Source organism: Solicola agrisoli (assembly GCF_049059935.1).
Classification (GTDB): Bacteria; Actinomycetota; Actinomycetes; order Propionibacteriales; family Nocardioidaceae; genus JAURVT01.
Map to the genome: position 1 here is coordinate 1 of NZ_JBMGQR010000107.1, position 10599 is coordinate 10599.

At 68.9% G+C, this 10599-nt stretch carries 22 protein-coding genes; all 22 read right to left on the reverse strand.

What is annotated here, in order from left to right:
* Positions 1 to 348 (reverse strand): 50S ribosomal protein L15 (rplO, locus tag ACI6PP_RS21725; protein WP_421113806.1); only part of this gene is annotated, 348 nt, incomplete at its 3' end.
* 1 nt (position 349) lies between these two features.
* Complete coding sequence (rpmD, locus tag ACI6PP_RS21730) at positions 350 to 532, reverse strand: 50S ribosomal protein L30 (protein WP_421113807.1); 183 nt, start codon at positions 530 to 532, stop codon at positions 350 to 352.
* The gene (gene rpsE / locus ACI6PP_RS21735) at positions 532 to 1137 is read right to left on the reverse strand and encodes a 30S ribosomal protein S5 (protein ID WP_421113808.1); all 606 of its coding nucleotides are present in this window, start codon (positions 1135 to 1137) and stop codon (positions 532 to 534) included. The genes rpmD and rpsE overlap by 1 nt, the downstream gene beginning before the upstream one ends.
* Positions 1138 to 1180: 43 nt before the next feature.
* Complete coding sequence (rplR, locus tag ACI6PP_RS21740) at positions 1181 to 1564, reverse strand: 50S ribosomal protein L18 (RefSeq protein ID WP_421113809.1); 384 nt, start codon at positions 1562 to 1564, stop codon at positions 1181 to 1183.
* 2 nt (positions 1565 to 1566) lie between these two features.
* Complete coding sequence (rplF, locus tag ACI6PP_RS21745) at positions 1567 to 2109, reverse strand: 50S ribosomal protein L6 (RefSeq protein ID WP_421113810.1); 543 nt, start codon at positions 2107 to 2109, stop codon at positions 1567 to 1569.
* A 22-nt stretch (positions 2110 to 2131) separates the two neighbouring features.
* A complete protein-coding gene (gene rpsH / locus ACI6PP_RS21750) occupies positions 2132 to 2539 on the reverse strand; it encodes a 30S ribosomal protein S8 (RefSeq protein WP_421113811.1) in 408 nt (135 codons plus the stop codon).
* An 89-nt stretch (positions 2540 to 2628) separates the two neighbouring features.
* Positions 2629 to 2814 carry a type Z 30S ribosomal protein S14 gene (locus tag ACI6PP_RS21755; RefSeq protein WP_421113812.1) on the reverse strand — a complete coding sequence of 62 codons (186 nt, stop codon included), beginning with the start codon at positions 2812 to 2814 and terminating at the stop codon, positions 2629 to 2631.
* Between the two features lie 2 nt (positions 2815 to 2816).
* Positions 2817 to 3386, reverse strand: coding sequence for a 50S ribosomal protein L5 (rplE, locus tag ACI6PP_RS21760; protein ID WP_421113813.1), 570 nt, complete (start codon positions 3384 to 3386; stop codon positions 2817 to 2819).
* Positions 3387 to 3388: 2 nt separating this feature from the next.
* Entirely contained in the window at positions 3389 to 3757 is a 369-nt protein-coding gene (gene rplX, locus ACI6PP_RS21765; RefSeq protein WP_421113814.1) for a 50S ribosomal protein L24, read from the reverse strand.
* Between the two features lies 1 nt (position 3758).
* Positions 3759 to 4127, reverse strand: coding sequence for a 50S ribosomal protein L14 (rplN, locus tag ACI6PP_RS21770; protein WP_421113815.1), 369 nt, complete (start codon positions 4125 to 4127; stop codon positions 3759 to 3761).
* Between the two features lie 76 nt (positions 4128 to 4203).
* Positions 4204 to 4485, reverse strand: coding sequence for a 30S ribosomal protein S17 (rpsQ, locus tag ACI6PP_RS21775; protein ID WP_421113816.1), 282 nt, complete (start codon positions 4483 to 4485; stop codon positions 4204 to 4206).
* Positions 4482 to 4739: a 50S ribosomal protein L29 gene (rpmC, locus tag ACI6PP_RS21780; RefSeq protein ID WP_421113818.1), complete on the reverse strand. Its 258-nt coding sequence runs from the start codon at positions 4737 to 4739 to the stop codon at positions 4482 to 4484. Before rpmC ends, rpsQ begins: the two co-directional genes overlap by 4 nt.
* Positions 4739 to 5158: a 50S ribosomal protein L16 gene (gene rplP / locus ACI6PP_RS21785; RefSeq protein ID WP_421113819.1), complete on the reverse strand. Its 420-nt coding sequence runs from the start codon at positions 5156 to 5158 to the stop codon at positions 4739 to 4741. The genes rpmC and rplP overlap by 1 nt, the downstream gene beginning before the upstream one ends.
* A 2-nt stretch (positions 5159 to 5160) precedes the next feature.
* On the reverse strand, positions 5161 to 6006 hold the full coding sequence (gene rpsC / locus ACI6PP_RS21790) for a 30S ribosomal protein S3 (protein ID WP_421113820.1): 846 nt from the start codon (positions 6004 to 6006) through the stop codon (positions 5161 to 5163).
* Positions 6006 to 6455 (reverse strand): 50S ribosomal protein L22, encoded by a 450-nt coding sequence (gene rplV / locus ACI6PP_RS21795; RefSeq protein ID WP_421113821.1) that lies wholly within the window; start codon positions 6453 to 6455, stop codon positions 6006 to 6008. Before rplV ends, rpsC begins: the two co-directional genes overlap by 1 nt.
* A complete protein-coding gene (gene rpsS, locus ACI6PP_RS21800) occupies positions 6452 to 6733 on the reverse strand; it encodes a 30S ribosomal protein S19 (protein ID WP_421113822.1) in 282 nt (93 codons plus the stop codon). Before rpsS ends, rplV begins: the two co-directional genes overlap by 4 nt.
* A 13-nt stretch (positions 6734 to 6746) precedes the next feature.
* The gene (rplB, locus tag ACI6PP_RS21805; protein ID WP_421113824.1) at positions 6747 to 7574 is read right to left on the reverse strand and encodes a 50S ribosomal protein L2; all 828 of its coding nucleotides are present in this window, start codon (positions 7572 to 7574) and stop codon (positions 6747 to 6749) included.
* Positions 7575 to 7599: 25 nt separating this feature from the next.
* The gene (rplW, locus tag ACI6PP_RS21810; RefSeq protein ID WP_421113825.1) at positions 7600 to 7905 is read right to left on the reverse strand and encodes a 50S ribosomal protein L23; all 306 of its coding nucleotides are present in this window, start codon (positions 7903 to 7905) and stop codon (positions 7600 to 7602) included.
* Positions 7902 to 8690: a 50S ribosomal protein L4 gene (gene rplD / locus ACI6PP_RS21815; RefSeq protein WP_476712949.1), complete on the reverse strand. Its 789-nt coding sequence runs from the start codon at positions 8688 to 8690 to the stop codon at positions 7902 to 7904. Before rplD ends, rplW begins: the two co-directional genes overlap by 4 nt.
* Positions 8687 to 9370: a 50S ribosomal protein L3 gene (gene rplC, locus ACI6PP_RS21820; RefSeq protein WP_421113826.1), complete on the reverse strand. Its 684-nt coding sequence runs from the start codon at positions 9368 to 9370 to the stop codon at positions 8687 to 8689. Before rplC ends, rplD begins: the two co-directional genes overlap by 4 nt.
* A 14-nt stretch (positions 9371 to 9384) precedes the next feature.
* Positions 9385 to 9693, reverse strand: coding sequence for a 30S ribosomal protein S10 (rpsJ, locus tag ACI6PP_RS21825; protein WP_007078637.1), 309 nt, complete (start codon positions 9691 to 9693; stop codon positions 9385 to 9387).
* Positions 9694 to 10031: 338 nt separating this feature from the next.
* Positions 10032 to 10599, reverse strand: a 568-nt coding sequence (locus ACI6PP_RS21830; RefSeq protein ID WP_421113827.1) for a cation diffusion facilitator family transporter, incomplete at its 5' end; no start/stop codon positions are given.

A 10599-nucleotide genomic window follows, 5' to 3' on the forward strand; every position in this document is an offset into this window, starting at 1 on the left:
GTCGCCGTCGCCGAGCACCTTGACCGGCAGCCCGGAGCGCACGGCGCCCTTGGCGACCAGGGTGTCGACGTCGATGTCGCCGCCGTCGGGGAACAGGCTCGAGATGCGGTCGAGGTTGACGACCTGGAACTCGACGCGGAAGGGGTTCTTGAACCCCTTCACCTTGGGCAGACGCATGTGGAGCGGCGTCTGGCCACCCTCGAAGCCGAGGGGGACCTGGTAGCGGGCACTGGTGCCCTTGGTGCCGCGGCCGGCGGTCTTGCCCTTGCTGGCCTCGCCTCGACCCACGCGGGTCTTGGCGGTCTTGGCACCCGGGGCCGGGCGCAGGTGGTGGAGCTTGAGCGCCATGTCAGTCGACCTCCTCGACGTCGATCAGGTGGGTGACCGTGTGGATCATGCCGCGGACCTCGGGACGGTCCTCGCGCACGACGGTGTCGCCGATGCGCTTGAGGCCGAGCGTCCGCAGCGTCTCGCGCTGGTTCGGCTTGCGGCCGATGGGCGACTTGGTCTGGCGGATGTGGAGCTGTGCCATCACACGTTCACCCCAGCCGGAGCCTCGGTCGGCGTGCCCTCGGCTTCGGACCTGAGCAGCGCACGGGGCGCCACGTCCTCGACCGGGAGGCCACGGCGGGCCGCGACGTCCTCGGGCGACTCCAGGCCGCGCAGGGCGGCCGCGGTCGCGTGCACGATGTTGATCGCGTTGGACGAGCCGAGCGACTTGCTCAGCACGTCGTGGATGCCGGCGCACTCCAGGACCGCGCGCACCGGGCCACCGGCGATGACGCCGGTACCGGGAGCGGCGGGGCGGAGCATGACGACGCCGGCGGCCTTCTCACCCTGGATGGGGTGCGGGATGGTGCCCTGGATCCGCGGCACGCGGAAGAAGGACTTCTTCGCCTCCTCCACGCCCTTGGAGATCGCGGTCGGCACCTCCTTGGCCTTGCCGTAGCCGATACCGACCATGCCGTCGCCGTCGCCGACGACCACCAGCGCGGTGAAGCTGAACCGCCGGCCGCCCTTGACGACCTTGGCGACGCGGTTGATGGCGACGACGCGCTCGATGTACGCGCTCTTCTCGGCACCACGGCCGCCGGAACGACCGCCTCCGCCGCCTCCGCGACGCTGCGCTCCGCTCATCGTGTACTCCTCGTGTCGAAAGTGTGCTGGGTGCGGTCGGACATCAGAACGTCAGACCACCCTCGCGGGCGCCGTCGGCGAGTGCCGCGACGCGACCGGCGTACTTGTTGCCGGCGCGGTCGAAGACGACCGTGTCGACACCGGCTGCCTTGGCACGGTCGGCCAGCAGCTCGCCGACCTTGCGGGCCTTGGCGCTCTTGTCGCCGTCGTCGCCGCGCAGGTCGGCCTCCATCGTCGAGGCCGACGCGAGCGTGCGACCCTCCAGGTCGTTGACGACCTGGGCGACGATGTGACGCGCCGAGCGGGTGACGACGAGACGCGGACGCTCCGCCGTGCCCGAGATGCGCTTGCGCCCCCGGACCTGACGACGAAGACGCGTCCGGGTACGGGCCGCGGTGTGCTTGTTCTGCTTGAGTGCGATCGCCATGGTCACTTACCAGCCTTTCCGACCTTGCGACGGACCTGCTCGCCCGCGTACCGCACGCCCTTGCCCTTGTAGGGCTCGGGCTTGCGCAGCTTGCGGATGTTGGCAGCGACCTCGCCGACGAGCTGCTTGTCGATGCCCTGGACCGTCATCTTGGTGGGGCTCTCGACGACGAACGTGATGCCCTCGGGGGCGTCGAAGGCGATCGGGTGGCTGTACCCGAGGTTCAGCTCGATCGCGTTCGGGCCCTTGGAGATCACGCGGTAGCCCACGCCGACCAGCTCGAGCTTCTTCTCGTAGCCGTCGGTGACACCGATGACCATGTTGTTGACCAGCGTGCGCGAGAGCCCGTGCAGGGCCTTGCTCTGACGCTCGTCGTTGGGACGGACCACCGAGACGGCGCCGTCGTCCGCGCGGCCGATGGTGATCGGCTCGACGACGGTGTGCGACAGCACCCCCTTGGGACCCTTGATGGTCACGTGCTGACCGTCGATGGTGACGTCCACTCCGGACGGGACCGTTACTGGCAGCTTGCCGATGCGCGACATGGTTCCTCCTCGTCCTTCTACGTCACCAGACGTAGGCGAGGACTTCCCCGCCAACGCCCTTGTGGTTGGCCTGACGGTCGGTGAGCAGGCCCTGGGACGTGGAGATGATCGCCACGCCCAGTCCGCCGAGCACCTTGGGCAGGTTGGTCGACTTCGCGTACACCCGCAGGCCGGGCTTGCTGATGCGGCGGATGCCGGCGATCGAGCGCTCCCGATGGGGTCCGTACTTGAGGGTGACGGTCAGCGTGCGGCCGACCTGGCCCTCCTCGGGCTCCGCCACCGAGAACGCGGTGATGTAGCCCTCCTGCTTCAGGATCTCCGCGACGCCCTGCTTGAGCTTGCTGTAGGGCATGCTCACGTCGTCGTGGAAAGCCTGGTTGCCGTTGCGGACACGCGTGAGCATGTCCGCGATCGGATCAGTCATCGTCATGGGTCTTGTGTCACTTTCCTGCCCTGGTTTCCGCACCGGGGTGCGGACCTGTGGCGATCAGTCCGGCGAACGTTCGCCGAAAGCGGTGGTTACCAGCTGCTCTTGGTGACGCCGGGGAGCTCGCCACGGTGGGCCATCTCCCTCAGGCACACGCGGCAGAGGCCGAACTTGCGGTAGACCGACTTGGGTCGGCCGCAGCGCTGGCAGCGGGTGTAGCCGCGCACCGCGAACTTGGGCTTGCGGGCCGCCTTGACCTTGAGTCCTGTCTTGGCCATCGTCAGTTCTCCTTGTACGGGAAGCCGAGCCGGGTGAGCAGCGCCCGGCCCTCCTCGTCGTTCGTGGCGGTCGTGACGACGGTGATGTCCATCCCACGGCTGCGGTCGATCTTGTCCTGGTCGATCTCGTGGAACATGACCTGCTCGGTCAGACCGAAGGTGTAGTTGCCGCGGCCGTCGAACTGCTTGGGCGAGAGCCCGCGGAAGTCACGGATTCGGGGCAGCGCCAGCGTCAGCAGACGGTCCAGGAACTCCCACATGCGGTCGCCGCGCAGCGTCACGTGGCAGCCGATGGGCATGCCCTCGCGGAGCTTGAACTGGGCGATCGACTTGCGGGCCTTGGTGACCTGCGGCTTCTGGCCGGTGATGGCCGTGAGGTCGCGGATCGCGCCGTCGATGAGCTTGGAGTCGCGAGCCGCCTCGCCGACGCCCATGTTGACCACGATCTTCGTCAGACCGGGGACCTGCATGACGTTGGGGGTGGAGAACTCCTCGCGCAGGGCGGGGAGGATCTCCTCGCGGTAGCGCGTCTTGAGACGGGGCACTGCCCGCTCGGTGGTCTCTGCAGCCATGGTCAGATCTCCTTCCCGGTCGCCTTGGCGATGCGCACGCTGCGGTGCGCGGTGTAGGTGGTGCCGTCGGGGCGCTTCTTCTGCACCTCGTCGCGGCGGAAGCCGATGCGGGACGTCACCTTGGTGCCGTCCTTGTCGACCACGAGCGCCACGTTGCTGATGTGGACGGGGGCCTCGGCGGTGATGATGCCGCCGGTGCTGCCCGCGGCGCCGCCGGCCTGGGCCGAACGGGTGTGCTTCTTGACCCGGTTCACGCCCTCGACGATGACGCGGCTGGCCTCGGGCAGGACGTCGATGACCTTGCCCTCGACACCCTTGTCGTTGCCCGCGATGACGCGGACCTGGTCACCCTTGCGGATGTTGACTGCCATCTCAGAGCACCTCCGGAGCGAGCGAGATGATGCGCATGAACCGCTTGTCGCGGAGCTCGCGCCCGACGGGGCCGAAGATGCGGGTCCCTCGCGGGTCGCCGTCCGGCTTGAGGATGACGGCGGCGTTCTCGTCGAAGCGGATGTACGAACCGTCCGGACGACGGCGCTCCTTGACGGTGCGCACGACGACGGCCTTGACGACGTCACCCTTCTTCACGTTGCCACCGGGGATCGCGTCCTTGACGGTGGCGACGATGGTGTCGCCGATCCCCGCGTAGCGGCGACCGGAGCCCCCGAGCACACGGATGCAGAGGATCTCCTTCGCACCGGTGTTGTCGGCGACCTTGAGTCGCGACTCCTGCTGGATCATCGAAATGTCTCCTGTGTCTCACTGGTTCTCGCCGGCCACGCTGGGCCGGGAGCCTGGCGGAACTCGATGGTGGTGGTTACTTGGCCTTCTCGACGACCTCGACGAGGCGCCAACGCTTGGTGGCCGACAGCGGACGCGTCTCCATGATGAGGACGCGGTCGCCGACGCCGGCAGCGTTCTGCTCGTCGTGCGCCTTGAGCTTGCGGGTGCGGCGCAGGACCTTGCCGTAGAGGGGGTGCTTGACGCGGTCCTCGACGTCGACGACGACGGTCTTGTCCATCTTGTCGCTGACGACCAGGCCCTCACGGACCTTGCGCGCGGAGCGCTCGGTGGTCTCGTTCTCGGTGGTCTCGCTCATGCCTCTTCGCTCTTCTCGTCTGCGGTGCCCTCGGCGTCGCCCTGGACCAGGATCCCGAGCTCGCGCTCACGGACCACGGTGTAGATCCGCGCGATGTCGCGCTTCACGGTGCGCAGCCGGGAGTTGTTCTCGAGCTGACCGGTGGCTGCCTGGAACCGGAGGTTGAACAGCTCCTCCTTGGACTCCTTCAGCCGGGTGGCCAGGTCGTCGACGCTGAGGTCGCGCAGCTCGTGCGCGGTGGTGACGTCCGCCATCAGAACTCGCTCCCTTCGCGGCTCACGAACTTGCACTTCATCGGCAGCTTGTGGATCGCCCGGCGCATCGCCTCACGGGCGACGGGCTCGGTGACGCCCGACAGCTCGAACATGATGCGTCCGGGCTTGACGTTCGCGATCCACCACTCGGGCGAGCCCTTGCCCGAGCCCATGCGGGTCTCGGCGGGCTTCTTGGTGAGCGGGCGGTCGGGGTAGATGTTGATCCACACCTTGCCGCCACGCTTGATGTGACGCGTCATGGCGATACGAGCGGACTCGATCTGACGGTTCGTCACGTAGTGCGCCTCGACGGCCTGGATGCCGAAGTCGCCGAAGGCCAGCTCGGTGCCGCCCTTGGCCGCGCCGCGGCGCGTGGGGTGGTGCTGCTTGCGGTGCTTCACCCTGCGGGGGATGAGCATGGTCAGCTCTCCGTTCCGGTCGTGGCCGGAGCCGCCGCAGCCTCGGCCGGAGCCTCGGTCGCGGGCGCCTCGGTGGCCGGGGCGTCGGTGCGGGCGGGACGCTCGCCGCGTGCGGGGCGCTCGCCACGCTCGGGACGACGCGCGGCGCCGCCACCACGGGTGGAGCGGTTGCGGCCGGGAGCAGCGGCACGAGCGGCGGCCTGGGCCTCGCGCTCGGCGCGGGTGCCCGCGACCTCGCCCTTGTAGACCCAGACCTTCACGCCGATGCGGCCGAAGGTGGTCTTGGCCTCGTAGAAGCCGTAGTCGACGTCCGCACGCAGGGTGTGCAGGGGCACGCGACCCTCGCGGTAGAACTCCGAGCGCGACATCTCCGCTCCGCCGAGACGGCCGGAGCACTGGATGCGGATGCCCTTGGCGCCGCTGCGCATGGTCGTCTGCATCGCCTTGCGCATGGCACGGCGGAACTGCACACGACCGGCGAGCTGCTCGGCCACGCCCTGCGCGACGAGCTGGGCGTCGATCTCGGGGTTCTTGACCTCGAGGATGTTGAGCTGGACCTGCTTGCCGGTCAGCTTCTCGAGGTCGCCACGGATGCGCTCGGCCTCGGCGCCACGGCGACCGATGACGATGCCCGGACGCGCGGTGTGGATGTCCACACGGACGCGGTCGCGGGTGCGCTCGATCTCGACGCGGCTGATGCCGGCGCGGTCCATGCCCTTGGTGAGCATCTTGCGGATCTGGACGTCCTCACCGACGTAGCTCTTGTAGAGCTTGTCGGCGTACCACCGGCTCTTGTGGTCGGTGGAGATGCCCAGACGGAACCCGTGCGGGTTGATCTTCTGTCCCACTAGCGGTTCCCGCCCTTCTTCTTGGAGTTCTTCGCGGCTGCGGCGCCGCCGACCACGTCGGCGGGCTGCACGACCACGGTGATGTGGCTGCTGCGCTTGAGGATGCGGTTGGCCGCACCCTTGGCGCGGGGACGCCAGCGCTTCATCGTCGGGCCCTCGTCGACGCGCACGATGCTGACGACCAGGCTCGAACGGTCCAGGCCCTCGGTGCTCACGGCGTTCGCCGCGGCGCTGTCGACCAGCTTGTAGAAGTTCTCGGCCGCGGCCTGCGGCGCGAACTTCAGCAGGGCCAGGGCCGACTCGACGTCGACGCCGCGGACGAGGTCGCCCACGCGTCGTGCCTTCATCGGGGTGACCCGCACGTAGCGGGCGACCGCGAACGAGCCGGGCTGGTCGCCCAGCAGGCTCTCGCGACGGGCGCTCACGCCCTTGCGCTCCATGGTGCTCATCGCCTCCTGGCCTTTCGGTCGTCCTTCTCGTGCCCGCGGAAGGTGCGGGTCGGCGCGAACTCGCCGAGCTTGTGCCCGACCATCGCGTCGGTGACGAAGACCGGGACGTGCTTGCGGCCGTCGTGCACCGCGATCGTGTGACCGATCATGGTCGGCACGATCATCGAGCGGCGCGACCAGGTCTTGATCACGTGCTTGGTGCCGGCGTCGTTCTGCGCGTCGACCTTCTTGGTGAGGTGCCCGTCGACGAACGGGCCCTTCTTCAGACTGCGTGGCATCTCTTACCTATCCTCAGCGGCCGGTCTTGCGACGACGGACGATCAGCTGGTCACTGGCCTTGCGCTTGCGCGTACGGCCCTCGGGCTTGCCCCACGGCGAGACCGGGTGGCGACCACCGGAGGTCTTGCCCTCTCCACCACCGTGCGGGTGGTCGACGGGGTTCATCACGACACCGCGGACGGTCGGGCGCTTGCCCTTCCAGCGGTTGCGGCCGGCCTTGCCCCAGTTGATGTTGGCCTGCTCGGAGTTGCCGACCTCGCCGATGCTGGCGCGGCAGCGGACGTCCACGTAGCGCATCTCGCCCGAGGGGAGACGCAACTGGGCGCGGGTGCCCTCCTTGGCGACGAGCTGGACCTTGGCTCCGGCGGAGCGGCCCATCTTGGCGCCGCCGCCCGGACGCAGCTCGATCGCGTGGATCGTGGTGCCGACCGGGATGTTGCGCAGCGGGAGGTTGTTGCCGGGCTTGATGTCGGCCGCGGCGCCCGCCTCGACCGTCATGCCCTGGCGCAGGCCCTCAGGCGCAACGATGTAGCGCTTCTCGCCGTCGGCGTAGTGCAGCAGCGCGATGCGAGCGGTGCGGTTGGGGTCGTACTCGATGTGAGCGACCTTGGCCGGCACGCCGTCCTTGTCGTAGCGACGGAAGTCGATGATGCGGTAGGCGCGCTTGTGCCCACCGCCCTGGTGACGCGTCGTGATCCGGCCCTGGTTGTTGCGGCCGCCCTTCTTGGGCAGCGGACGCACCAGGGACTTCTCGGGCGTCGTGCGGGTGATCTCGGCGAAGTCGGCGACGGACGAGCCGCGACGGCCCGGAGTTGTCGGCTTGTACTTGCGGATAGCCATGTGTCAGATCCTCGGTCTCTCTGCCTCAGGCGCCCGGAGCGGAGAAGATGTCGATGCTCTGGCCCTCGACGACGCTGACGATCGCGCGCTTGGTGTCGGGGCGCTTGCCCTGGCCGTTGCGGGTGCGACGCGTCTTGCCCTTGCGGTTGATCGTGTTCACCGCGGTGACCTTGACGCCGAAGATGGTCTCCACGGCGATCTTGATCTCGGTCTTGTTCGAGTCGGGGTGCACGACGAACGTGTACTTGTTGTCGTCGAGCAGCCCGTAGCTCTTCTCGGAGACGACCGGCGCGAGGAGCACGTCGCGCGGGTCCTTGTGCAGGGTGCTCACTTGGCGTCCTCCTCGGTGGCGTCGGTCTCGGTGCTCTCGGTCGTCTCGGCCTTGGCCGCGGCCTTCTTGGCCGGCGCCTTCTTGGCCGGCGCCTTGGTCGCGGCGGCCTTCCTCGGCGCCGCGGCCTGCGGGGCCTCGGAGTCGACGACGGCGGCGCTCAGCTTGACCGTCTCGCCGCCGGAGGTGGCGCGCGTGGTGACGAACAGGTCGTAGGCGGCCTTGGTGAAGACCACGTCGTCGCTCTTGACGACGTCGTAGGTGTTCAGCTGGTCGACCGGCAGCAGGAGCAGGTTCGGCACGTTGCGCAGGCTCTTCAGCGTCACCTGGTCGTCGCGGTCGAGGACCACGAGCACCCGGTTGCGGGTGGTGAGGCTCTGCAGCGCGGCGACGGCGGCCTTGGTGGACGGCGCACCGTCGATGCCGAAGGTCTCGACGACGTGCAGACGGCCGGTGCGGGCCCGGTCGGAGAGAGCACCGCGCAGGGCGGCGGCCTTCATCTTCTTGGGGACCTTCTGCTCGTACGAGCGCGGCGTCGGGCCGTGGACGGTGCCACCGCCGACGTACTGGGGCGCACGGATCGAGCCCTGGCGCGCGCGGCCGGTGCCCTTCTGGCGGTAGGGCTTCTTGCCACCGCCGGACACCTCCCCGCGGGACTTGGTGTCGTGCGTGCCCTGGCGGGCCGCGGCCTGCTGGGCCACGACGACCTGGTGGATCAACGGGATGTTCACCTGGACGTCGAAGATCTCCTTGGGGAGGTCGACGTCGACGGTGGAGACGGCGCTCACTGGTCAGCCCCCTTCGCGGACTTCTTCGTGCTCGAGCGGATGACGAGCAGGCCGCCCTTGGGTCCGGGAACCGCACCCTTGATCAGGATGAGGCCCTTCTCCACGTCGACCGAGTGGATCTGCAGGCTCTGTGTGGTGACGGTGTCGGCACCCATGCGACCGGCCATGCGCATGCCCTTGAAGACACGACCCGGGGTGGCGCAGCCACCGATCGAGCCCGGCTTGCGGTGGTTGCGGTGGGCACCGTGGGAGGCGCCGACGCCGTGGAAGCCGTGACGCTTCATGACTCCGGCGAAGCCCTTGCCCTTGCTGGTGCCCGAGACGTCGACGATGTCGCCGCCGGCGAACACGTCGGGGGTGATCTCCTGGCCCAGCTCGAAGTCGCCGGTGCGGTCGGTGCGGATCTCGACCACGTGCCGGCGGGGCGTGACGCCCGCCTTGGCGAAGTGGCCGGCGCGCGGCTTGGTGACCTTGCGACCGTCGATCTCGCCGAAGCCGATCTGGACGGCGTCGTAGCCGTCGACGGGCTGGGTGCGGATCTGGGTGACGACGTTGGTGTCGGCGGCGACGACGGTCACCGGCACGACGCGGTTGTCCTCGGTCCAGGCCTGGGTCATGCCCAGCTTGCGACCGAGGAGGCCGCGGACGTCTGCCTTCTGGTGGCTCAGCTTGTTGCTCATCAGCGCATCAATCCTCAGAGCTTGATCTCGATGTCGACGCCGGCAGGAAGGTCGAGACGCATGAGCGAGTCGACCGTCTTGGGCGTCGGATCGATGATGTCGATGAGCCGCTTGTGGGTGCGCATCTCGAAGTGCTCGCGGCTGTCCTTGTACTTGTGCGGCGAACGAATGACGCAGAAGACGTTCTTCTCCGTGGGCAGAGGCACCGGACCCGCGACCTTGGCACCAGTGCGCGTGACCGTGTCGACGATCTTGCGCGCCGAGGTGTCGATCACCTCGTGGTCGTAGGCCTTGAGCCGGATGCGGATCTTTTGTCCCGCCATGGGCTTCCTTACCTTCTCTTCGTCCTGCCTGTCCTCGACCGCCCCCGGGCCGGGGACGATCGGCTGCTCGCCCGCACGACCCCCGAGGTCGGGCGTGTCGCACGGACCGCAGGGCGGTGAGTGACACGCTTTCTCGAGTTTGATCGTCGGACCCGACTTCTTCTCGGATCGGGCGGGACGCGACACCGTCAGGGCGACCTTCGCGTCCGGACCCCCGAGGGGTGGACACTGGCCAGCCGGCCGACGGCGCCCCGCGATTCCCGCCGGAGCAACCGCACTATCTTGACAGAGGTCGCCGGTGGAACACAAATCAGGGCCGACGTGGGTCGCGACACGCCTCAGTGGTGCACGTGGGTCTCGGTGCCGAGGTGTCCGGCGGGCTCGATCTGGAACGTCGAGTGCTCGACGTCGAAGTGGTCGGCCAGGCAGCCGCGGAGCCGGTCGAGCACGGCGTGGGCCTCGTCGAGGTCGCGCACGTCGTCGGCCACCACCACGTGCGCCGACATCACCGGCATGCCCGAGGTGATCGTCCAGACGTGCAGGTCGTGGACGTCGGCGACGCCGGCCGTGCCGACGATGTGGTCGCGCAGCTCGTCGAGGTCGACGTGGCGCGGCGTGGACTCGAGCAGCACCTCGACGACGTCGCGCAGCAGCGAGACCGCGCGCGGGACGATGAGCACCGCGATGGCCAGGGACGCGAGCGGGTCGGCCAGGTACCAGCCGGTGAGCGCGATGACGCTCGCCGCCACGATGACGGCGACGGAGCCGAGCGCGTCGCCCAGCACCTCGAGGTAGGCGCCACGGACGTTCAGGCTCTCCCCCGCCCCCGGCCGCAGCAGCCACAGGCCCACCAGGTTGGCCGCCAGGCCGAGGACGCCGGCCGCCAGCATCAGCGACCCGTCCACC

Bases quoted from the DNA above. Each gene is read 5' to 3' on its own strand.
- rpmD (WP_421113807.1), bottom strand. From the start codon at position 532: ATGGCACAGCTCCACATCCGCCAGACCAAGTCGCCCATCGGCCGCAAG.
- rpsE (WP_421113808.1), bottom strand. From the start codon at position 1,137: ATGAGCGGAGCGCAGCGTCGCGGAGGCGGCGGAGGCGGTCGTTCCGGC.
- rplR (WP_421113809.1), bottom strand. From the start codon at position 1,564: ATGGCGATCGCACTCAAGCAGAACAAGCACACCGCGGCCCGTACCCGG.
- rplF (WP_421113810.1), bottom strand. From the start codon at position 2,109: ATGTCGCGCATCGGCAAGCTGCCAGTAACGGTCCCGTCCGGAGTGGAC.
- rpsH (WP_421113811.1), bottom strand. From the start codon at position 2,539: ATGACGATGACTGATCCGATCGCGGACATGCTCACGCGTGTCCGCAAC.
- ACI6PP_RS21755 (WP_421113812.1), bottom strand. From the start codon at position 2,814: ATGGCCAAGACAGGACTCAAGGTCAAGGCGGCCCGCAAGCCCAAGTTC.
- rplE (WP_421113813.1), bottom strand. From the start codon at position 3,386: ATGGCTGCAGAGACCACCGAGCGGGCAGTGCCCCGTCTCAAGACGCGC.
- rplX (WP_421113814.1), bottom strand. From the start codon at position 3,757: ATGGCAGTCAACATCCGCAAGGGTGACCAGGTCCGCGTCATCGCGGGC.
- rplN (WP_421113815.1), bottom strand. From the start codon at position 4,127: ATGATCCAGCAGGAGTCGCGACTCAAGGTCGCCGACAACACCGGTGCG.
- rpsQ (WP_421113816.1), bottom strand. From the start codon at position 4,485: ATGAGCGAGACCACCGAGAACGAGACCACCGAGCGCTCCGCGCGCAAG.
- rpmC (WP_421113818.1), bottom strand. From the start codon at position 4,739: ATGGCGGACGTCACCACCGCGCACGAGCTGCGCGACCTCAGCGTCGAC.
- rplP (WP_421113819.1), bottom strand. From the start codon at position 5,158: ATGCTCATCCCCCGCAGGGTGAAGCACCGCAAGCAGCACCACCCCACG.
- rplV (WP_421113821.1), bottom strand. From the start codon at position 6,455: ATGAGCACCATGGAGCGCAAGGGCGTGAGCGCCCGTCGCGAGAGCCTG.
- rpsS (WP_421113822.1), bottom strand. From the start codon at position 6,733: ATGCCACGCAGTCTGAAGAAGGGCCCGTTCGTCGACGGGCACCTCACC.
- rplB (WP_421113824.1), bottom strand. From the start codon at position 7,574: ATGGCTATCCGCAAGTACAAGCCGACAACTCCGGGCCGTCGCGGCTCG.
- rplC (WP_421113826.1), bottom strand. From the start codon at position 9,370: ATGAGCAACAAGCTGAGCCACCAGAAGGCAGACGTCCGCGGCCTCCTC.
- rpsJ (WP_007078637.1), bottom strand. From the start codon at position 9,693: ATGGCGGGACAAAAGATCCGCATCCGGCTCAAGGCCTACGACCACGAG.